This is a genomic window from Pseudomonas sp. BF-R-30, assembly GCF_019956175.1.
Lineage (GTDB): Bacteria > Pseudomonadota > Gammaproteobacteria > Pseudomonadales > Pseudomonadaceae > Aquipseudomonas > Aquipseudomonas jessenii.
Genome location: NZ_JAHBDE010000066.1, coordinates 20,968 through 43,097, shown reverse-complemented (window position 1 = coordinate 43,097; position 22,130 = coordinate 20,968). Strand labels below are relative to the sequence as shown.

The window sequence follows — 22,130 nt, the reverse complement described above, 5'->3', positions numbered from 1 at the left end:
GTAAAAACGGTGTTGGCTGATCTTACGCTGGGCATTCGCCAAAAGCGTTCACAATTTTCCCCTGGGTTCCGCCAGCGTAGCTTGTTAAACACGGGCTGCAGCGAATTAGGGCGAACTTTCTAACAATTGATTCTATGAATGACCTTGCATGCTCAAGCGTGTTTAAGGTCTTCGCAGTACGGATATGACCGGAAAGTCGCGTTTCAACCCATGTTTCGGGCGATTGACAATTGTCGGAAATTCCGTGAAGGTGACGTACCCAAATCAAACGGGCGTATGAATTGAGCGTTTGTATTTCAGACCGCTCCTACAGAATCCCGACTATCGCGTTGGCGGGTGTGCCGGGGGAATGGGCGTAGCATTGACGATCAACGTCCCTGCCAAGCCGTTCGCCTGCGTCCGACGTGTACTGTTCAGCTTCCATATCGTGGAGATCAGTTGATGATTTACGAAGGTAAAGCCATCACGGTTAAGGCTCTTGAAAGTGGCATCGTCGAACTGAAGTTCGACCTCAAGGGTGAGTCCGTCAACAAGTTCAACCGTCTAACCCTGAACGAACTGCGTCAGGCCGTAGACACCATCAAGGCAGATGCTTCGATCAAGGGCGTGATCGTCAGCAGTGGCAAGGACGTGTTCATCGTCGGCGCCGACATCACCGAATTTGTCGACAACTTCAAGCTGCCGGATGCAGAACTTGTTGCTGGCAACCTCGAAGCCAACAAGATTTTCAGCGATTTCGAAGACCTCAACGTCCCGACCGTCGCCGCGATCAATGGCATCGCGTTGGGTGGCGGTCTGGAAATGTGCCTGGCGGCGGACTACCGCGTCATGTCCACCAAGGCCAAGATCGGTCTGCCGGAAGTCAAGCTGGGCATCTACCCGGGCTTCGGCGGTACTGTGCGCCTGCCGCGCCTGATCGGTGCCGACAACGCCATCGAATGGATCGCCGCCGGCAAGGAAAACCGTCCTGAAGACGCGCTGAAAGTCGGCGCCGTCGACGCCGTGGTTGCTCCTGAGCAACTGCAGGATGCCGCGCTGGAACTGATCAAGCGCGCCATCTCCGGCGAGTTCGACTACAAGGCCAAGCGCCAGCCGAAGCTGGAAAAGCTGAAGCTGAACGCCATCGAACAAATGATGGCTTTCGAAACCGCCAAGGGTTTCGTGGCCGGCCAGGCTGGTCCGAACTACCCGGCGCCGGTTGAAGCGATCAAGACCATCCAGAAAGCCGCGAACTTCGGTCGCGACAAGGCGCTGGAAATTGAAGCTGCAGGTTTCGTCAAACTGGCCAAGACCTCTGCTGCGCAGAGCCTGATCGGCTTGTTCCTGAACGATCAGGAACTGAAGAAAAAGGCCAAGGCCTACGACGAAATCGCCAAGGACGTGAAGCAGGCCGCCGTACTGGGCGCCGGCATCATGGGTGGCGGTATCGCCTATCAGTCGGCTTCCAAAGGCACGCCGATCCTGATGAAGGACATCAACGAGCACGGTATCGAGCAGGGGCTGGCCGAAGCCGCCAAACTGCTGGTCGGCCGCGTTGATAAAGGTCGCATGACCGCCGCGAAAATGGCTGAAGTGCTCAACGGCATCCGTCCAACCCTGTCGTACGGCGACTTCGGTCACGTGGATCTGGTGGTCGAAGCGGTCGTCGAGAACCCGAAGGTCAAGCAAGCGGTACTGGCCGAAGTTGAAGACAAGGTCAAGGAGGACACCATCCTGGCGTCCAACACCTCGACCATTTCCATCACCTTGCTGGCCAAGGCCCTCAAGCGTCCGGAAAACTTCGTCGGCATGCACTTCTTCAACCCGGTGCACATGATGCCGCTGGTGGAAGTGATCCGTGGCGAGAAGTCCAGCGAGCTGGCTGTTGCCACCACCGTTGCCTACGCCAAGAAAATGGGCAAGAACCCGATCGTGGTCAATGACTGCCCGGGCTTCCTGGTCAACCGCGTCCTGTTCCCGTACTTCGGTGGTTTCGCCAAGCTGGTCAGCGCCGGTGTGGACTTCGTCCGTATCGACAAGATCATGGAAAAATTCGGCTGGCCTATGGGCCCGGCGTACCTGATGGACGTGGTCGGCATCGACACCGGTCACCACGGTCGTGACGTGATGGCTGAAGGCTTCCCGGACCGCATGAAGGACGACCGTCGCTCGGCCGTCGACGTGCTCTACGAAGCCAAGCGCCTGGGCCAGAAGAACGGCAAGGGCTTCTACGCCTACGAGACCGACAAGAAAGGCAAGCAGAAGAAGGTTGCCGATCCTTCGGTACTGGAAGTGCTCAAGCCGATCGTTTACGAGCAGCGCGAAGTCACCGACGAAGACATCATCAACTGGATGATGATCCCGTTGTGCCTGGAAACCGTGCGTTGCCTGGAAGACGGCATCGTCGAAACCGCTGCCGAAGCCGACATGGGTCTGGTCTACGGTATTGGTTTCCCTCCATTCCGTGGCGGTGCGCTGCGTTACATCGATTCGATCGGTGTGGCAGAGTTCGTTGCCCTGGCTGACCAGTACGCTGATTTGGGCGCGCTGTACCACCCGACCGCGAAGCTGCGCGAAATGGCCAAGAACGGCCAGAGCTTCTTCGGTTAAGCGCCCCCAACTAGAGTGAGAGTGAACTTATGAGCTTGAATCCTAGAGACGTCGTGATTGTCGACTTCGGTCGTACTCCGATGGGCCGCTCCAAGGGCGGCATGCACCGCAACACCCGTGCCGAAGACATGTCGGCGCACCTGATCAGCAAACTGCTGGAACGTAACGTCAAGGTCGACCCGAACGAAGTCGAAGACGTGATCTGGGGCTGTGTGAACCAGACCCTGGAGCAGGGCTGGAACATCGCGCGCATGGCGTCGCTGATGACCCAGATCCCGCACACTTCGGCCGGCCAGACCGTCAGCCGCCTGTGTGGCTCGTCGATGAGCGCTCTGCACACTGCCGCGCAAGCGATCATGACCGGCAACGGTGACGTTTTCGTGGTTGGTGGCGTCGAGCATATGGGTCACGTGAGCATGATGCACGGTGTCGATCCGAACCCGCACATGTCGCTGTACGCGGCGAAAGCCTCGGGCATGATGGGCCTGACCGCGGAAATGCTGGGCAAGATGCACGGCATCACTCGCGAGCAGCAGGACGCTTTCGGCGTGCGCTCCCACCAACTCGCCCACAAGGCGACCGTGGAAGGCAAGTTCAAAGACGAAATCATCCCGATGCAGGGCTACGACGAGAACGGTTTCCTGAAAACCTTCGACTTCGACGAAACCATTCGTCCGGAAACCACCCTGGAAAGCCTGGCGGCTCTGAAGCCGGCGTTCAATCCGAAGGGCGGCACCGTGACAGCCGGTACCTCGTCGCAGATCACCGATGGTGCCTCGTGCATGATCGTGATGTCGGCGCAGCGTGCGCAGGATCTGGGTATCCAGCCTCTGGCGGTGATTCGTTCGATGGCAGTGGCAGGTGTGGATCCGGCAATCATGGGCTATGGTCCAGTACCGGCCACACAAAAAGCACTGAAGCGCGCGGGTCTGGGCATTTCCGACATCGACTTCTTCGAGCTCAACGAAGCTTTCGCCGCACAGGCTCTGCCAGTGCTGAAAGATCTGAAAGTACTCGACAAGATGAACGAGAAGGTTAACCTGCACGGCGGCGCGATCGCCCTGGGCCACCCGTTCGGTTGCTCCGGTGCGCGTATCTCCGGCACTTTGCTCAATGTGATGAAGCAGAATGGCGGTACCTTCGGGGTAGCCACCATGTGCATTGGTCTCGGCCAAGGCATCTCCACCGTCTTCGAACGCGTTTAAGCGTCTCGTTGATGGAAGCCGGGGCCAAGTGCCCCGGTTTTTGTTTTTCCGGATTTATTTTTTTATTTTGAAAAAATTTGAGTGAGGGCCAAAGCATGCCGATACAACCTGGGCTCTACCAACATTACAAAGGTCCGCAGTACCGCGTATTCAGTGTTGCGCGGCATTCGGAAACCGAAGAAGAAGTGGTCTTCTACCAAGCCCTGTATGGCGATTACGGCTTTTGGGTGCGTCCCTTGAGCATGTTCCTGGAGTCCGTCGAGGTTGACGGCGAACAGGTGCCACGCTTTGCTTTGGTGCAGGCCGAACCGAGCGTTTTTCCGCAGCCATAAGGGGAGTGCGCGCAGAGCCCTGCGCTTGACCTCATCTTGTAGCCACTATATATAGCGGTGCCGCGTCAGGCGCCAACCGCCTTTCACTTCTCGAATTCAGGAATTTTCTGATCCATGGGCAAATCGCTGGTCATTGTGGAATCCCCGGCTAAGGCCAAGACCATCAACAAGTATTTGGGCAACGAATACGTGGTGAAGTCGAGTATCGGCCATATCCGAGACCTGCCCACCAGCGGTTCGGCTAGCGCCAGCAAAGAGCCAGCCGCCAAGCGCGGCAAGGCTGCTGCGGGTGAAGCGCCGGCACTGTCGCCGAAAGAAAAAGCGCGCAAGCAGCTGGTCGCGCGCATGGGTGTCGATCCGGATCATGGCTGGAAAGCCAAGTACGAGATCCTCCCGGGCAAGGAAAAAGTCATCGAAGAGCTGCGCCGGCTCGCCAAGGATGCTGACACCATCTATCTCGCAACCGACTTGGACCGCGAGGGGGAAGCCATTGCCTGGCACCTGCGCGAAGCCATCGGTGGTGACGACACCCGCTACAAGCGCGTGGTGTTCAACGAAATCACCAAGAAGGCGATTCAGGAAGCCTTCTCGAAACCAGGCGAGCTGGATATCGACCGCGTCAACGCCCAGCAGGCGCGTCGCTTCCTCGACCGCGTGGTGGGTTACATGGTTTCGCCGCTGCTGTGGGCCAAGATCGCTCGCGGTCTGTCCGCCGGTCGCGTGCAGTCGGTTGCCGTGAAGCTGGTGGTCGAGCGCGAACGTGAAATCCGCGCGTTCAACCCGGAAGAGTACTGGGAAGTTCACGCCGACCTCGGCACCGCAAAAGGCGCGACCGTGCGCTTCGACGTGGCCCGCGAGAAAGGCGAAGCCTTCAAGCCGCTCAATGAAACCCAGGCCATGGCCGCGCTGGAGAAGCTCAAGGCTTCCAGCTACAGCATCGTCAAGCGCGAAGACAAGCCGACCAGCAGCAAGCCGTCGGCACCCTTCATCACTTCCACCTTGCAGCAAGCCGCAAGCAATCGCCTGGGCTTCGGTGTGAAGAAGACCATGATGATGGCCCAGCGTCTTTACGAAGCTGGCTACATCACTTATATGCGTACCGACTCCACCAACCTTTCGGTTGATGCCGTGGCGATGGCGCGTACCTATATTGAAGGCGAATTCGGCAAGAAATACCTGCCGGAAACCCCGAACGTCTACAGCAGCAAGGAAGGCGCACAAGAGGCTCACGAAGCGATTCGTCCGTCCGACGCCAATACCGAGCCAAGCAAGCTGTCGGGCATGGAGCGTGACGCTGAGCGCCTCTACGAGCTCATCTGGCGCCAGTTCCTCGCTTGCCAGATGCTGCCGGCGCAATACCTGTCGACCACGGTCACTGTCGGTGCCGGCGACTTCGAGCTGCGCGCCAAGGGCCGCATCCTGAAGTTCGACGGTTACACCCGCGTCATGCCGCAAATCGCCAAGCCGGGCGATGACGACGTACTGCCGGACATGGCCCAGGGCGACGCGATGAAGCTGATCAAGCTTGATCCGACCCAGCACTTCACCAAGCCGCCGGCGCGTTACTCGGAAGCCAGCCTGGTAAAAGAAATGGAAAAACGCGGCATCGGTCGTCCTTCGACCTACGCGGCGATCATTTCGACCATTCAGGACCGCGGCTACGTGGCGCTGCACAACCGTCGTTTCTATTCGGAAAAGATGGGCGACATCGTCACCGAGCGTCTGGCCGAAAGCTTCTCCAACCTGATGGACTACGGCTTCACCGCCGGCATGGAAGAGCATCTCGATGACGTGGCCCAGGGCGAACGCGACTGGAAAAACGTGCTCGACGAGTTCTACGGCGACTTCAAGAAGAAACTCGAAGTAGCCGAAAGCCCGGAACACGGCATGCGGGCCAATCAGCCTGTCATGACTGACATTCCGTGCACCACCTGCGGTCGCCCGATGCAGATCCGTACCGCGTCGACCGGCGTGTTCCTCGGTTGCTCGGGCTACAGCCTGCCGCCGAAAGAGCGCTGCAAGGCCACCGTCAACCTGGTGCCGGGCGATGAAATCGCTGCGGACGACGAGGGTGAGTCGGAGTCGCTGGTGTTGCGTGGCAAGCATCGCTGCCCGATCTGCAGCACGGCGATGGACGCCTACCTGCTCGATGAGAAGCGCAAGCTGCACATCTGCGGTAACAACCCGGATTGCGATGGCTACGAAATCGAAGAGGGCACCTATCGCATCAAGGGCTATGAAGGTCCGAGCCTGGAGTGCGACAAGTGCGGTAGCGAGATGCAGCTCAAGACCGGCCGTTTCGGCAAGTTCTTCGGTTGCACCAATGCCACCTGCAAGAACACCCGCAAACTGCTGAAGAGTGGTGATGCCGCGCCGCCGAAGATGGATCCGGTGAAGATGCCTGAGCTGAAGTGCGAAAAGGTCAACGACACCTACATTCTGCGCGACGGTGCATCCGGTCTGTTCCTGGCGGCCAGCCAGTTCCCGAAAAACCGCGAGACTCGTGCTCCATTGGTGATGGAAATCATCCCGCACAAGGATGAGATCGATCCGAAGTATCACTTCCTCTGCGAAGCGCCGAAGAAAGATCCGGATGGTCTGCCAGCCGTGATTCGTTACAGCCGCAAGACCAAGGAGCAGTACGTGCAGACCGAAGTTGACGGTAAGCCGACTGGCTGGAAAGCGTTCTACGACGGCGGCAAGTGGGCGGTCGAAGACAAGCGTCCGGCAGCCAAGGCTTAAAGCCGCGCCCCCTGTAGGAGCGAGCTTGCTCGCGATTGTCGTCAACGATGACGCGGGCCTTCAGAATGCCCGCGTTGTTCTCAGGCCCATCGCGAGCAAGCTCGCTCCTACAGTCAATGCGCAAGGCCGCATGAGAACCCTTGGGTTTTCATGCGGCTTTTTTGTTTTGGGCTTGCGGTCGGATCGGCTGATCCACGACACTGTCAGACCTGCGTGAAGCAATTATTTCGTTGTGGAGGCTGCCGTCATGGCCCACGAACTGTACACCCGCACCAATCAGAAGATTTATTTCGCCGGCTTGTCGCTCGAAGCGCTGGCCCGCACTGAAGAGGGGCGGGCGATGAATTCGCTGGCGCTGATCCAGGCCGGGCGCGAATCCGCGCTGTTTCATCTGTACGGCGCGCTGCTGGGCCTGTGTCACGAGATCGCCGGCTTCTATCGCTTGCCTCAGGCCAATGCGCCCCGTGCAGAGTTGTTGCTGACTCGCGAGGTGCTGGACACCATCGCCATTCCGGAAATGGCTGAGCTGGTCGAGCTGGCCAATAACCCGGAGACCTGGCTGGCCAAGTTGTTGGCTGCCCATGCTGCGTTGTTTCAGCCGCCGCGCGCGCCCCACAAGCCAAAAGGCGACGTGACCCAGCCACTGATCCTGGCTGTCAATCTGGATGAAGAGGAGGCGCCGCAAGAGCTGAGTCGGGAGGAGCTGGAGAGCTGGCGTCAGAACCTGAAAGCGCTGGCGATCCGCTTTCGCGAAGGCTTGAACGAGTGCTGACAGAAACAGTTTTGGGATGGCATCTGGTCAAGATCCCGAGCGAAGCCTGGCCGATGCCTATATAATCCCCGCCTTTCGTGGAGAACAGTCCTTTATGCCAACGTCCTTTCTAGAAATTGTCGAGTTACCAGACGGCCGTATCGAGCTGCGCAGGGCCGAGGACGAGGGTTCTCTGGTTACTTTGGATTTCTCCGAGGACGCCAAGGCATTCCTGCAAGGGCAGCACGTGGAAGTCGCCAAGGCGATGTTGAGCGTCGGTGTTCAGATGGCCGGTCGCCTGGTTGAAGGCGAATTCGACAAGGAAGAGGGGTCGCGGGTTCTTCATTGACCGCCGCCTGTCGCTTTTCCTGATGTCGTTACTCATCGGCTTCTCTGTCCCTGGAGAAGCCTTGCGCGGTGAATCACGCGTTTGTCCGCCGGTTAACCCAGTCGAATATTCAGGCTCTGAGCGTCCCCGGTACGGGCGGCGCTGATCAGTTGTTGTCGCGATTGGGGGCTCAGCGGGTTGATCCAGCTGACCACCGTGTGGCTACGACCCAGGCGCAGGGCTTCGCAAGTCAGTTGCTGGGCGCTCTGGGTGCCCCGCGGTTGCAGCAGCAGAATGCGCTCGCGGTTAAGGCCGGCATCTCGCAGCCAGGCTTGAGTCAGGCTGGCGGGTGGCGCGATCAGTGTCAGCCAGCGTGCGTCCTGGTCCTGGCTCAATTCCCTGAGGATCGGTGCCAGAAGGCTCAGGCAGTTCCCGGCTGCACCACGCAGTGACAGCTCGCTGAAAGCGTCAGGTTCGGCGCTCCAGGGGGACTCGACTACGTCTTTCAGGATCGGCGCCAATGGCTGTGCCATGAACGCTTCGAACAACGGCAGTTGGGTTTGCTGTGGTGATGTCTGTGGGAACTGCATGGTGCCTCCTTTAGCGGCGAATGACGCCGACACTCAAGCCTTCGATCACCAGTTCCTGGTCTTGAAGGTTCACTTCAATAGGGGCGAACTCGGGGTTCTCGGCGATCAGCCAGACTTTGCTGCCGTCACGCTTGAAGCGCTTGACGGTCACTTCGTCGCCGATCCGCGCAACGACGATCTGGCCGTTACGGGCTTCGCGGGTGGTGTGGACCGCCAGCAGGTCGCCGTCGAAAATGCCGATATCCTTCATGCTCATCCCATGGACGCGCAGCAGGTAGTCGGCGCGGGGATGGAAGAAGGCGGGATTGATGTTGCAGGACTCTTCGATGTGTTGCTGCGCAAGAATCGGGGCGCCGGCTGCTACCCGGCCAATGATCGGCAGGGTGGAATCGTCGGTCTTGGCTTCGAAGCCGGGAATGCGGATGCCACGGGAGGCGCCAGGCGTCATCTCGATTGCACCCTTGCGGGCCAGTGCCTTGAGGTGTTCTTCCGCCGCATTGGGTGACTTGAAACCCAGTTCCTGAGCGATTTCCGCGCGGGTGGGTGGGTACCCGTTGTCTTCCAGGCAGCGCTTGATGAAGGCCAGAATCTCTGCTTGTCGTGGCGTCAGCTTTAGCATATCGATCGCTCTGTTTTTTTATACAGTGACTGGGATTATATACAGTAAGGCGGTCTTGGCAATGCTCCATTTTTCAGTCGCCGCCGGACGGTCAAACAGCTGGTGGATTGAAGCTTTGCCGTTGTGTGGTTAAATGTCTGACCGACCATTCCCGAAACGAACTGCCAGACTTGACAATGCACAGGCTGAAACGTATGTTTCAAACAAGTGTTTGTCAGGCGGAGTAGCCATGGCCCAGTCGGAAACCGTTGAACGCATTCTTGATGCCGCCGAGCAGTTGTTCGCGGAAAAAGGTTTCGCCGAAACCTCGTTGCGTCTGATCACCAGCAAGGCGGGTGTCAACCTGGCGGCGGTGAACTATCACTTCGGTTCGAAGAAGGCGTTGATTCAAGCGGTTTTCTCGCGGTTCCTCGGGCCATTCTGCATCAGCCTCGATAAAGAGCTGGAGCGGCGTCAGGCCAAGCCTGAAATCAAGCCGACACTCGAAGAGTTGCTGGAAATCCTCGTGGAGCAGGCACTGGTGGTGCAGCCGCGCAGTGGCAACGACCTGTCTATCTTCATGCGTTTGCTGGGGCTGGCGTTCAGTCAGAGCCAGGGGCACTTGCGTCGTTATCTGGAAGACATGTACGGCAAGGTGTTTCGCCGCTACATGATGCTGGTCAACGAAGCGGCGCCACGTATTCCACCTATCGAACTGTTCTGGCGCGTGCACTTCATGCTGGGTGCGGCGGCGTTCAGCATGTCCGGTATCAAGGCCTTGCGCGCGATTGCCGAAACCGATTTCGGCGTGAACACCTCGATCGAGCAGGTCATGCGCCTGATGGTGCCGTTCCTGGCTGCCGGCATGCGCGCCGAATCCGGCGTTACCGACACGGCCATGGCCACGGCCCAGTTGCGTCCGCGTAGCAAATCGACACCGGTTGCCGCCAAGGTTTAACCGCACACGGGTGGGCGCGGCAGCTGACATCCGCTAAGCTAGCCGCCCATGCCGACTCTCGTTCTGAACCCGTTTCCCATTGAAATCGCCGACCTGCCGGGCATAGCGTCTGGCGGCGAATTCGTGTGGGCCGGGTTTTCTGTTATCAAGGAATTTCTATGACTGCTGGCTTGCAAGGCTCGTTGATGGTGGACGTCGCCGGTACCTGGCTGACGGCTGAAGATCGCCAATTGTTGCGCCAGCCCGAAGTGGGTGGCCTGATCATCTTTGCCCGCAACATCGAACATCCGCGTCAAGTGCGCGAGCTGAGTGCGGCCATTCGCGCCATTCGTCCCGATCTGCTGTTGGCGGTGGATCAAGAGGGCGGCCGCGTGCAGCGCCTGCGCCAGGGATTCGTGCGATTGCCCGCCATGCGCGCCATTGCCGACAACCCGAACGCCGAATACCTGGCCGAGCAGTGCGGCTGGATCATGGCCACCGAAGTGTTGGCTGTCGGCCTGGACTTGAGCTTTGCCCCGGTGCTGGACCTGGATTACCAGCGCAGCGCCGTTGTTGGCACCCGTTCGTTCGAAGGTGATCCCGAGCGCGCTGCCTTGCTCGCGGGTGCATTCATCCGCGGGATGAACAGCGCCGGGATGGCTGCCACCGGCAAGCACTTCCCCGGCCACGGCTGGGCTGAAGCGGATTCTCACGTCGCGATTCCCAACGACGAACGCAGCCTCGACGAGATCCGTGCCAATGACCTGGTGCCGTTTGCCAAGCTGAGCAAGCAACTGGCCGCGGTCATGCCGGCCCACGTCATTTATCCACAAGTCGATTCCCAGCCCGCCGGCTTCTCCCGCCGCTGGTTGCAGGACATCCTGCGTGGCGAGTTGCAGTTCGATGGCGTGATCTTCAGTGACGACTTGTCCATGGCGGGCGCTCACGTGGTCGGCGATGCCGCCAGCCGTATCGAAGCGGCGCTGACTGCCGGTTGCGACATGGGCCTGGTGTGCAATGACCGTGCGGCCGCCGAACTGGCCCTGAGCGCTGCCCAGCGTCTGAAGGTCAAGCCTTCCGAGCGCATTGCGCGGATGCGCGGCCAGTCGTTTGCCAGCACCGAATACCGTCAAGACCCGCGCTGGCTGGCCGCTGTCGGCGCGCTCAAAGAAGCTCAATTGATTGATTAAGGACTGTTTGTTATGACGGTTTACGCGATTATCGGTGGCACTGGCCTGGCTCAACTCGAAGGCCTGAGCATTCGCCAGTCACTGGCAGTGGACACGCCTTATGGCGCACCTTCGGCCGACGTTCAGATCGGCGAGTATGCCGGTAAGGAAGTACTGTTCCTCGCGCGTCACGGTCATCCCCATCGTTTTCCACCGCATCAGGTCAACTACCGCGCCAACCTCTGGGCGCTGAAGCAGGCCGGTGCCGAAGCCATTCTGGCAGTCAACGCCGTGGGCGGCATCCATGCCGCGATGGGCACCGGGCATTTCTGCGTGCCACATCAGTTGATCGACTACACCAGCGGTCGTGAGCACACCTACTTTGCCGATGACCTGGAGCACGTCACCCATATCGACTTCAGCTACCCCTACAGCGAACCGTTGCGTCAGCAACTGATTGCGGCATTGGCGGCGGAAGGCGTGGGCTACAGCAGTCATGGCGTGTATGCCTGCACTCAAGGGCCGCGCCTGGAGACGGTGGCTGAAATCGCCAGGCTGGAGCGCGATGGCTGCGACATCGTCGGCATGACCGGTATGCCGGAAGCCGCCTTGGCCCGCGAGCTGGAACTCGATTACGCCTGTCTGGCGCTGGTGGTGAACCCGGCGGCGGGCAAGTCGACGGCGGTGATCACCATGGCCGAGATCGAGCAGGCGTTGCATGACGGCATGGGCAAGGTGAAGTCGACGCTGGCGCGGGTGCTCAAGGGCTGATCAGACGATACACCGAGTCGACTCCTTCGCGAGCAAGCCCGCTCCCACATTCGAATTGTGTTTAGCTTCAACAGTGGAGGCAACACAAAACCACTGTGGGAGCGGGCTTGCTCGCGAAGAGGCCGGATCAGGCACCGAAAGTCTCAGCGTTTTTCGAGGTTTTCCGGCAGCGGCGCAAACAGCGCCTCGATATCATCGCTCTGCAGTTTCCAGTCCCCGGCCTTGCGCCCATCCAATACGCCGGCCGCGAGGTCGGATTTTTCCTTTTGCAGGTGCTGAATCTTTTCTTCCACCGTGCCGCGCGCAATCAGTTTGTAGACGAACACCGGCTTCTCCTGGCCGATGCGATACGCGCGGTCGGTCGCCTGGTTTTCCGTCGCCGGGTTCCACCACGGGTCGTAATGAATCACCGTGTCCGCTTCGGTCAGGTTCAGGCCAACGCCACCGGCCTTCAGGCTGATCAGAAAAATCTGACGCTTGCCGCTCTGGAATTCCTTCACCGGTGTGCGGCGGTCGCGGGTCTGGCCGGTCAACAGAGCGTAGGCCACGCCGCGCTTGTTCAGTTCGTCTTCGATCAGTGACAGCATTGAAGTGAACTGCGAGAACAGCAGGATCCGCCGACCTTCCTCGAACAATTCCTCGAGCATTTCCATCAGGCTATCGAGCTTGCCTGACGTGCTGCCACGGCTTGGCAGGGTCGCCTCGTTGACCAGGCGCAAATCGCAGCACACCTGTCGCAGCTTGAGCAGGGCTTCAAGAATGATGATCTGGCTGCGGGCCACGCCTTTGCGGGTGATCTCGTCGCGGACTTTCTTGTCCATGGCCAGGCGCATGGTTTCGTACACGTCGCGCTGGGCCTCATTGAGTTCGACCCAGTGGATGATCTCGGTTTTCGGCGGCAACTCGGTGGCAACCTGTTCCTTGGTGCGGCGCAGCAGGAAAGGTTTGATCCGGCCGTTGAGGTGCTGGAGCCTGACCTCGCTGGTGCGTTTTTCAATCGGCACGCGGTAATCGCGGTTGAAGCTTTTGACGTCGCCCAGCCAGCCGGGCAACAGGAAGTGAAACAGCGACCAGAGTTCACCGAGATGGTTTTCCAGCGGCGTGCCACTCAGGCACAGGCGCTGCCGGGCATTGAGCTCGCGGGCAGCCTGGGCGGCCTTGCTGGTCGGGTTCTTGATGTATTGCGCTTCGTCCAGCACCAGTATGTGCAAGGGCTGCGCCGCCAGGCGTTCGACATCCTTGGGCAGCAGCGCATAGGTGGTCAGGATCAGATCGTAGTCGGCCAGCTTGTCGAAGTGTTTTTTGCGGCTGGCACCGTACAGCGCCAGTACCTTGAGCTGCGGCGTGAAGTGCGCCGCTTCGTCGAGCCAGTTGGGGATCAGGCTGGTCGGCATCACCACCATGCACGGACGATCGAGACGACCGGCGTTTTTCTCGCTCAGGACGTGCGCCAGTGTCTGCAGGGTTTTGCCCAGGCCCATGTCATCCGCAAGGATTCCACCCACTTCCAGTTGCCGCAGCGATTGCATCCAGCTCAAGCCCTCAAGCTGATACGGACGCAACGTCGCATTCAGGCCGTCCGGGGCGACGGCCGTGTGGTCCTTGATGTCGCGCAGGCGCTGGGCAAAGGTGCGGATCTGTTCGCCACCCTCCCAGAGCAGTGGCATGTCTTCCAGTGGGTTCAGGCGTGTGGCATCGGCCTTGCTCAGGCGCAGCGTGGTGTCGCCGGGCTCCTGCAGGTAGAACTCGCCGAGGGTGGCCAGCACCGGTTTCAAGCGGCCGAAGGGCAGGGCGACTTGCAGCGGGCCGTGTCCGGAGTTCGGGCGATTGGGGATATTGACCAGGATCAGCTCGTCGTCGCGGCGTCGGGCAAGGCGCTCCGGGTTGAGGATTTCGGTGTGGGAGCGCATCAGGTTGAGCAGGATCGGCAACAGGCTCAGGCGTTCGCCGTTGATGATGATCCCCAGTTCCAGGTCGAACCAGTCGCGCTCCGGTGCCTGTTCGACGGTGGCGTACCAGTCGTCTACCGCCGTCAGGTCGAAACCGAAGTCCTCATCGATCTGCAATTCCCAGCCCTGGGTGCGCAACTTCGGCAGTTCATTGAGGGTAAAGGTCAGCCAGGCGCTGTCATTGACCATCTCGAACAGCTCGCCGGCACTTTCCGGCAGGGCCTTGCTTTGCCGGGTGGCGATTTTGAAGCCGAGGATTCGCAGTTGCTCTCGGTAGGACTGTTCCACTTCCGGGTGGCGTTTTATCCGCAGCGTCTGGGTTTCCTGACGAATCAGGATGTCGGTGTTTTTCTGCCCGGAAACGTACTCGTCCAGGTAACTGAAAGACAGCGCCGCGCGATGCTGGATGTAACGCTGCATTCGACCGTTGCGCGGTTCGAACGCGCTGAACTCGATGCTGGCCAGCCACAGGCGCGGAACGGGCTGCACATTGTCCACCAGCACTTGCGGCGGTGCTTTCGGACTGCGGTTTTCCAGGACTGCCTGGAGTTTTTCCAGGAGTTCGGCATCTTTGGCGGCAGCGGGGTAGTCGAGGGTTTCCTGCACTTGCAGGAGCACCGCCGCGCAATGTTTGCAGTTGCTGTGGACCGGGCAGGAGCAGGTGGCGTCGACCATCAGCAGAGTGCCCTTGGCTGACTCGCGCAGGCGAATGGTCTGACGGTAAACGTTACCGCCCGAGCCTTCACACGCGGCGACGATGGTTGCGTCGCCGGCTTCGACGATCCTGACACGATTCTCCAGCGCGTAGCGGCGGCCACGCTCCAGGCTCTGTTCCTTGAATCGGCTGACCCAGGACGGTGCCAGGGGTTTGCTCAGGGTCGCGGACATTGGGAATCAGTCCGGAATTTCTTCGGGAGCTGCTCGGGGGGCGGGGGCGGTCAGCGAGGTGATCTTGATCAGCAGGCCGAGGTGGCCGTTGTCGAGGAAGTTCAATTGGCCGTTTTTGGTGTGGCTTTCCTGTTTCAAGCGCTCGCTGGCCGTCACCATGCCATTGGCATCGATCTGGTTGACCCAGAAATCGGCGTCGACGTCGGTAAAGCGCCCCAGTTTCATGTTCAGTGTGCCCTCGATCGGGTACTGACCATACTGTTCCTTGCCGTCGCTGATCGCCACTTTGCTGGCGGTTTCGCCGAGGGGCTGTTGCCAGGCCTTGTGCAGCAACACCGTGTAGTCAGCGCTGCTGGTGAGTTTTTCCACCTCGCCATTGAGGCTTGGCGTGCGCAGGCTGTCGGGGTTGACCGGTTGGGCGCCAGCGGCCCAGTCTTCCGGCGCGGCGCGACTGACGATTGCCGGCACGGTGTTTTGACGGACCAGAATCATTTCGACCTGATACAGGTCATCGGCATATGCCGTGGGTGCGACCAGCGCTGGCATCAACAGGGTCAGCAGGGTCAGTGAGCGAAACAGGCGCATGCGGCGTCCTTCAAGCAGTTTTCGGAACGAGGCGCTCGAAAAGCGCCTCTACAGTATTAAAGCGCTCTTCCGGGCGCTCCATCGGAACCATGAACTTGAACATCGTGGCACCTTCGAACTTGTAGCGTTTTGGCTGGCTCTGGATCAGTTTGATCAGGGTCAGCGGGTCGACCGGCGTCTGTGCGGCGAACTCGACGCGACCGCCTTGAGGGCCGCCATCGACTTTCTTGATACCCAGTTGCTCGGCCTGCAATTTCAATGCAGTGATGCGGATCAGGTTCTTGGTCGGTTCCGGCAACAGGCCGAAACGGTCGATCATCTCCACCTGCAAATCCTTGAGGCCGTCCTCGTCGGTGGCCGAGGCAATGCGCTTGTAGAGAATCAGGCGGGCATGGACATCCGGCAGGTAGTCTTCCGGGATCAACGCCGGTACCCGCAAGTTGACTTCCGGACCGCCGCCAAGCGGTTGATCGAGGTTTGGCTGTTCGCCCTTGCGGATCGACTTCACCGCGCGCTCGAGCATTTCCATGTACAGCGTGAAGCCGACGGCCTGGATCTGCCCGCTCTGGCCGTCGCCGAGCAGTTCGCCGGCGCCACGGATTTCCAGGTCGTTGGTGGCAAGCACGAAGCCAGCGCCGAGGTCCTGGGTGTTGGCAATCGCTTCCAGGCGCTTTTCCGCGTCCGGGGTGATTTGCTGGCGTGGCGGCGTCAGCAGGTAGGCGTACGCCTGGTGGTGGCTGCGTCCGACCCGGCCGCGCAACTGGTGCAACTGTGCCAGGCCGAACTTGTCGGCACGCTCGATGATAATGGTGTTGGCGCTCGGTACGTCGATGCCGGTCTCGATGATGGTCGAGGCAATCAGCACGTTGAAGCGCTTGTGGTAGAAGTCGCTCATCACCTGTTCGAGTTCGCGTTCGCGCATCTGCCCGTGGCCGATGCCGATCCGCGCTTCCGGCACCAGTTCGGCCAGATCGGCAGCGCATTTCTCGATGGTCTTCACGTCGTTGTGCAGGTAGTAGACCTGGCCGCCACGCAGCAACTCACGCAGCAAGGCCTCTTTGACCGTGCTCTTGTTCTGCTCCATGACGAAGGTGCGTACCGACAGGCGCCGGGCCGGCGGCGTGGCGATGATCGACAGGTCGCGCATGCCCGACACCGCCATGTTCAGCGTGCGCGGAATCGGCGTGGCGGTCAGGGTCAGGATGTCGACTTCGCTGCGCAGGGCCTTGAGCTGTTCTTTCTGACGGACACCGAAACGGTGCTCTTCGTCGATGATCACCAGCCCGAGGTTCTTGATCTTCACGTCGTCCTGCAGCAGCTTGTGCGTGCCGATGACGATGTCGATCTTGCCTTCGGCCAAGTCCGCGACCGCCGCATTCACTTCCTTGGCCGACTTGAAGCGGCTCATCACTTCCACGCTCACCGGCCAGTCGGCAAAGCGGTCGCGGAAGCTGTTGTAGTGCTGCTGGGCGAGCAGGGTGGTCGGCACCAGGATCGCCACCTGGCGACCGCCGTGCACCGCAATGAACGCGGCGCGCATTGCCACTTCGGTCTTGCCGAAGCCGACGTCGCCGCACACCAGGCGATCCATCGGCTTGGGCGCAAGCATGTCTTCGCGCACCGCTTCGATGGTGGTTTGCTGGTCCGGGGTTTCTTCGAACGGGAAACCGGCGCTGAAGGTGGCGTAGTCGGCCTTCGGATCGGCGAAAGCGTAGCCTTCGCGGGCAGCGCGACGTGCATAGATGTCGAGCAACTCGGCGGCCACGTCACGCACCTGTTCGGCGGCTTTGCGCTTGGCTTTCTGCCAGGTCTCGGAGCCCAGGCGATGCAGCGGGGCCAGGGCATCGTCGCTGCCGGTGTAGCGGGCGATCAGGTGCAGGTTGGCCACCGGCACATAAAGCTTGGCGCCTTCGGCGTATTCCAGGGCGAGGAATTCAGCGGTCTGGCTGTCGATTTCCAGGGTCGCCAGGCCCAGGTAGCGGCCGACACCGTGGTCGATGTGCACCACCGGCGCACCCTCGCGCAGCTCGGTGAGGTTCTTGATGACGGCATCGTTGTTGGCATCGGCGCGTTTTTCGCGGCGACGGCGCTGCATCACGCGCTGGCCGAACAGCGGGCTTTCGGCGACGAGGGCCAGGGCCGGGTCATCGAGCAGCAAGCCTTCGTCGAGCGGGGCGATGGTGATCGCCAGCCGTTCCTTGCCGGCGACAAAGTCCGGCCAGCTGTCGACGGTTTTCGGTCGCAGCTTCAGGCGTTCCAGCAGCTCCAGCAACACTTCGCGGCGGCCTGCCGATTCGGCGGTAAACAGTACGCGACCGGGGAACTGGTCGAGGAAACCAGCAAGTGCCGCCATTGGCTGAGTGGCCTTGGCTTCGATCGCCAGGTTGGGCAACTCGCGAGCCGGGAAGCGCTCGCGACCGCCACCGCTTTCTACATCCTGCTGACTGGCCACCACGCGCGGCCAGTTCTTCAGGCGCGCGAAGCAGTCTTCCACTGGCAGGAACAGTTCGGCGGGTGGCAATAAAGGACGGGACGGGTCGACGCGGCGTTCTTCATAGCGATTGCGCACATCGTTCCAGAAGTTTTCCGCGGCTTGCTCGATGCCCGGCAGGGAAAACACTTGCGTGTCCTGGGGCAAATAATCGAACAGTGTCGAAGTTTCTTCGAAGAACAGCGGCAGGTAGTACTCGATACCGGCCGGGGTAATCCCGCTGCTCAAGTCCTGGAAGATCGGGCAACGGCGGAAGTCGACGTCAAAACGCTCGCGGAACCGCGCCTTGAAACGGGTGACCGCTTCTTTCTGCAGCGGAAACTCCCTGGCCGGCAACAGCTTGACCGAGTCGACTTTGTCGATCGAACGCTGGTTCTCCGGGTCGAAGGTGCGCAGGGTTTCGATTTCGTCGTCGAACAGATCGATGCGATACGGCAGCTTGCTGCCCATCGGGAACAGGTCGATCAGCGAACCGCGAACGGTGAACTCGCCGTGTTCATACACCGTATCGACGTAGCGATAGCCCGTGGCTTCGAGCCGGGTGCGCATTTGCTCGACATCGAGCTTCTGGCCGATATCCAGCACCAGGCTGCTGCCGAGCAGGAATTTGGTCGGCGCGAGGCGATGCAGGGCGGTCGTGATCGGCACCACCAGCACGCCATGGCTCAGTTCCGGCAACCGGTACAGGCTGGCGATGCGCTGGGAAATGATGTCCTGGTGCGGCGAGAACAGGTCGTAGGGCAGGGTTTCCCAGTCGGGAAAGTGCAGTACGGGCAAATCCGGGGCGAAGAAAGCCAGCTCCTGTTCCAGCCGTTCGGCACTTTGGCTGTCGGCGGTCAGCAGCAGGGTAAAGCGCTTGGCAGCGCTGGCGGCCTCGGCGATGGCCAGGCTCAGGGCGGCACCGGGCAGGTTGCCCCAGTGCTGTTTACCTGCCGCGGCAGGGAGAAGCGGTAGACGCAGAACGGGCACGGAAGGTTGAGCTCCAAGCGTTGCGACAAAGTCGGTAATTGTAGCGGTCTACGATGCCGCCTGTCAGTTGCTGACTGTGTCTAAAGTACGGGTTTGGCGAAATGTAGTGGTAAAGACAAAATTCTGCGCTTTTTTACCTAAAATTAATGAATATGTAGTGGCAAAAACAACGAGTGTTACGGAGGGTTACGGATAAGGAGACTTTGGCTCCAAAAAATTGACTGTGCTGAAAGCCCCGGTTTTATTGGGCTGGAGCGAGGCGTAATTTTTTTGAACGACGATTTGTTACGTAAAGCGCGACGGGCGCGCATTGCTACCGCTGTCACTCGGCGGCATAATGTAGCCCCTTTTTTCTGCCCCTACATGTGGAAGGTTCCCGTGACTCAGAAGCCCGACCAGTGTCTTGGTGAATGGATCGACCGTGAAGCACTCGCAGAAGCGATGATTCCGCTTATCGGTCAGCTCTACCGCAATAACAACGTGGTGAGCTCGATCTATGGCCGCAGCCTGATCAACCGCTCGGTGATTTCGATCCTCAAAGCGCACCGCTTTGCCCGTCATCGCCAGACCGACGAAACCGAACTCTCCGTCCACGAAACATTCCCGCTGCTCAAGGCGATGAGCGAGCTCAAGCTCGGTGCCGCTTCGGTAGACCTGGGCAAGCTGGCGGCCAAATACAAGGCCGAAGGCAATGGCCGTAGTGCCGAGCAGTTCGTCCGTGAAGAGATGGCCGACGTGGTTGGCCAGCAGAACGCTTCCGCCCGCAAAGGCACCGACGTTGTCCTGTACGGCTTCGGTCGTATCGGCCGTCTGCTGGCGCGCATCCTGATCGAGAAAACCGGTGGCGGCGACGGCCTGCGTCTGCGCGCCATCGTGGTCCGCAAGGGCGCCGAGAACGACCTGGTCAAACGTGCCAGCCTGCTGCGTCGCGACTCGGTTCATGGCCCGTTCGATGGCACCATCACCATTGATGAAGCCAACAACACCATCACCGCCAACGGCAACCTGATCCAGGTTATCTACGCCAAGAGCCCGGCCGAAGTCGACTACACCCAGTACGGCATCGAAAACGCTCTGATCGTCGACAACACCGGTGTATGGCGTGACGCCGATGGCCTGGGCCAGCACCTGGCTTGCCCGGGCGCTGCCCGCGTAATCCTCACCGCACCTGGCAAGGGCGCGCTGAAGAACATCGTGCACGGCATCAACCACGGCGAAATCACCCCTGACGACAAGATCATCTCGGCCGCTTCGTGCACCACCAACGCCATCGTGCCGGTGCTCAAAGCTGTGAATGACAAGTACGGCATCGTCAACGGTCACGTCGAAACCGTTCACTCGTTCACCAACGACCAGAACCTGATCGACAACTTCCACAAGGGCAGCCGTCGTGGCCGCGCCGCGCCGCTGAACATGGTAATCACCGAGACCGGTGCCGCCACTGCAGCCGCCAAGGCTCTGCCAGTGTTGAAGGGTAAGCTGACCGGTAACGCGATTCGCGTTCCTACGCCGAACGTGTCGATGGCTATCCTGAACCTGAACCTGGAAAAGGCCACCACTCGCGAAGAGATCAACGAGTACCTGCGCCAGATGGCCATGCACTCGGATCTGCACAAGCAGATCGACTACGTCAGCTCCCAGGAAGTGGTTTCCACCGACTTCGTTGGCTCGCGCCACGCAGGCGTAGTGGACGCTGAAGCGACCATCACCCAGGATAACCGCGTTGTTCTGTACGTCTGGTACGACAACGAGTTCGGTTACAGCTGCCAGGTGGTTCGCGTGATGGAAGACATGGCCGGTGTAAACCCGCCAGCATTCCCGCGCTAAGCCTTAGCTGCACATGAAAACGCCCCGGCCTTGGTCGGGGCGTTTTTGTTTGTGCTGCTTTTGTCTATTGGGGGATGTGTTGTTCGCACTGGCCTCATCGCGAGCAAGCTCGCTCCCACAGGGTGTGGTGGTGTTTGCACGGTAGTGATCACGCCAGCTATCCAATGTGGGAGCGAGCTTGCTCGCGATAGCGGTCTGAGAGAGATATCAATGCTGAATGTGATGACCTCTTCGCGAGCAAGCCCGCTCCCACGGTTCTATCGCATAATGGCTGGCCCTGGCGATGTGTCAGGGGATGCATTGGGGAGCTCGGGAATTGTTGATCAGGTGGCAGGGGGTGGCACTTTTGCTGCTCGGCGCACTATCAGGCTGCGGCAACGGCGACACTCTGGAGAGCTTCGGCGGCCCGACCATGGGCAGCACTTATTCGATCAAGTATGTGCGCCATGCCGACCTTCCGGCGCCGGACGAAGTCCGTGTCCAGGTCGAGCAGATCCTCGCTGACATTGACCGGCAAATGTCGACCTACCGCAGCGACTCGGACATCGAGCGCTTCAATGCGTTACCGGCCAACGGCTGTCATGCAATGCCGGCGTCGATCCTCGAACTGGTCCGCGTGGGCGAGCAGCTGTCGGTGCAAAGCGACGGTTCCTACGATCTGACGGTGGAGCCGTTGCTGAACCTCTGGGGATTTGGCCCGCAGGCCCGCGGGGAAAAAGTCCCGACCGCCGAAGCGCTTGCCGAAGCCCGCAAGCGCGTCGGCCATGAACACTTGCGCATCGATGGTGACCGGTTGTGCAAGGACGCCGCCGTCGAGGTTGACTTCAACAGCATCGCCGCCGGTTATGCGGTGGACACGATTGCCGCAAGACTCGAGGCGATGGGCATCCATGACTACCTCGCCGAGGCCACGGGTGAGCTCAAGGCGTCCGGCAGGAAGGCTGACGGCTCGCCGTGGCGCATTGCCCTGGAAGAGCCGCGGGATGATCGGCAGGTGGCGGAACGGGTCATTGTCGTCGACGGCTATGGCCTGTCCACTTCCGGCGACTACCGGAATTATTTCGAGCAGGACGGACAGCGTTTTTCCCACACCTTTGATGCCCGCACCGGTGCGCCGGTCTCACACACCCTGGCGTCCGTCACAGTGATTCATCCTTCGGCGCTGATGGCCGATGGCTTATCGACGCTGTTGCTGATTCTCGGCCCGGAGCGCGGTTGGGACTACGCAGAAAAACACGATATCGGCGCATTTTTTGTGATTCGTGCCGATACAGGTTTCGTCACACGCAGCAGTCCCGCTTTTGAACGCATCAGTGGCGAAAAAACCGAATGATTTCGGCGATTTGAGCATTGAAAACTGGCGTTGTAGCGCAGGCAAAAGTAGCCTACGACGCGACCAAGGGTTAATG

The 22,130-nt window shown here is 60.1% G+C and carries 16 protein-coding genes; 11 read left to right on the top strand and 5 right to left on the bottom strand.

From position 1 onward, the window contains the following. The first annotated feature begins 441 nt into the window (after positions 1 to 441). From fadB to KGB20_RS24645, 6 genes are all read left to right on the top strand, one after another. Complete coding sequence (gene fadB / locus KGB20_RS24670; protein WP_057715656.1) at positions 442 to 2,589, top strand: fatty acid oxidation complex subunit alpha FadB; 2,148 nt, start codon at positions 442 to 444, stop codon at positions 2,587 to 2,589. A gap of 29 nt (positions 2,590 to 2,618) precedes the next feature. Beyond that, complete coding sequence (gene fadA / locus KGB20_RS24665) at positions 2,619 to 3,794, top strand: acetyl-CoA C-acyltransferase FadA (RefSeq protein ID WP_223533109.1); 1,176 nt, start codon at positions 2,619 to 2,621, stop codon at positions 3,792 to 3,794. 95 nt (positions 3,795 to 3,889) lie between these two features. Continuing rightward, entirely contained in the window at positions 3,890 to 4,126 is a 237-nt protein-coding gene (locus tag KGB20_RS24660; protein ID WP_057715655.1) for a DUF1653 domain-containing protein, read from the top strand. Positions 4,127 to 4,240: 114 nt separating this feature from the next. After that, entirely contained in the window at positions 4,241 to 6,868 is a 2,628-nt protein-coding gene (gene topA / locus KGB20_RS24655; RefSeq protein ID WP_150812430.1) for a type I DNA topoisomerase, read from the top strand. Between the two features lie 247 nt (positions 6,869 to 7,115). Further along, a complete protein-coding gene (locus tag KGB20_RS24650) occupies positions 7,116 to 7,640 on the top strand; it encodes a DUF6586 family protein (protein WP_150671813.1) in 525 nt (174 codons plus the stop codon). A gap of 94 nt (positions 7,641 to 7,734) precedes the next feature. Next, the gene (locus KGB20_RS24645; protein ID WP_046041430.1) at positions 7,735 to 7,968 is read left to right on the top strand and encodes a hypothetical protein; all 234 of its coding nucleotides are present in this window, start codon (positions 7,735 to 7,737) and stop codon (positions 7,966 to 7,968) included. Positions 7,969 to 8,060: 92 nt separating this feature from the next. Here KGB20_RS24645 and sulA read toward each other — a convergent pair whose 3' ends face one another. Both sulA and lexA read right to left on the bottom strand, forming a co-directional pair. Beyond that, on the bottom strand, positions 8,061 to 8,537 hold the full coding sequence (sulA, locus tag KGB20_RS24640) for an SOS-induced cell division inhibitor SulA (RefSeq protein WP_008052977.1): 477 nt from the start codon (positions 8,535 to 8,537) through the stop codon (positions 8,061 to 8,063). Between the two features lie 10 nt (positions 8,538 to 8,547). Beyond that, positions 8,548 to 9,156, bottom strand: coding sequence for a transcriptional repressor LexA (gene lexA, locus KGB20_RS24635; RefSeq protein ID WP_150812432.1), 609 nt, complete (start codon positions 9,154 to 9,156; stop codon positions 8,548 to 8,550). 229 nt (positions 9,157 to 9,385) lie between these two features. Between lexA and KGB20_RS24630 the strand changes: the two genes are divergently transcribed. From KGB20_RS24630 to KGB20_RS24620, 3 genes are all read left to right on the top strand, one after another. Further along, positions 9,386 to 10,093 carry a TetR/AcrR family transcriptional regulator gene (locus KGB20_RS24630; protein ID WP_007974041.1) on the top strand — a complete coding sequence of 236 codons (708 nt, stop codon included), beginning with the start codon at positions 9,386 to 9,388 and terminating at the stop codon, positions 10,091 to 10,093. A 158-nt stretch (positions 10,094 to 10,251) separates the two neighbouring features. After that, complete coding sequence (nagZ, locus tag KGB20_RS24625; protein ID WP_056722002.1) at positions 10,252 to 11,262, top strand: beta-N-acetylhexosaminidase; 1,011 nt, start codon at positions 10,252 to 10,254, stop codon at positions 11,260 to 11,262. A 12-nt stretch (positions 11,263 to 11,274) separates the two neighbouring features. After that, entirely contained in the window at positions 11,275 to 12,012 is a 738-nt protein-coding gene (locus tag KGB20_RS24620) for an S-methyl-5'-thioinosine phosphorylase (RefSeq protein ID WP_223517931.1), read from the top strand. A 143-nt stretch (positions 12,013 to 12,155) separates the two neighbouring features. On the opposite strand, the gene KGB20_RS24615 is transcribed toward KGB20_RS24620, so the two are convergent. From KGB20_RS24615 to mfd, 3 genes are read right to left on the bottom strand one after another with little or no spacing between them, the layout of a single operon-like run. Further along, a complete protein-coding gene (locus KGB20_RS24615; RefSeq protein ID WP_223517934.1) occupies positions 12,156 to 14,849 on the bottom strand; it encodes a DEAD/DEAH box helicase in 2,694 nt (897 codons plus the stop codon). Positions 14,850 to 14,855: 6 nt separating this feature from the next. Beyond that, the gene (locus tag KGB20_RS24610; protein WP_150812434.1) at positions 14,856 to 15,434 is read right to left on the bottom strand and encodes a CsiV family protein; all 579 of its coding nucleotides are present in this window, start codon (positions 15,432 to 15,434) and stop codon (positions 14,856 to 14,858) included. Positions 15,435 to 15,444: 10 nt separating this feature from the next. Next, positions 15,445 to 18,894: a transcription-repair coupling factor gene (gene mfd, locus KGB20_RS24605; protein ID WP_159389608.1), complete on the bottom strand. Its 3,450-nt coding sequence runs from the start codon at positions 18,892 to 18,894 to the stop codon at positions 15,445 to 15,447. 363 nt (positions 18,895 to 19,257) lie between these two features. Between mfd and KGB20_RS24600 the strand changes: the two genes are divergently transcribed. After that, on the top strand, positions 19,258 to 20,721 hold the full coding sequence (locus tag KGB20_RS24600; protein ID WP_090454111.1) for a glyceraldehyde-3-phosphate dehydrogenase: 1,464 nt from the start codon (positions 19,258 to 19,260) through the stop codon (positions 20,719 to 20,721). Between the two features lie 295 nt (positions 20,722 to 21,016). Beyond that, positions 21,017 to 22,054, top strand: coding sequence for an FAD:protein FMN transferase (locus tag KGB20_RS24595; protein ID WP_223517936.1), 1,038 nt, complete (start codon positions 21,017 to 21,019; stop codon positions 22,052 to 22,054). Positions 22,055 to 22,130 lie beyond the last annotated feature (76 nt).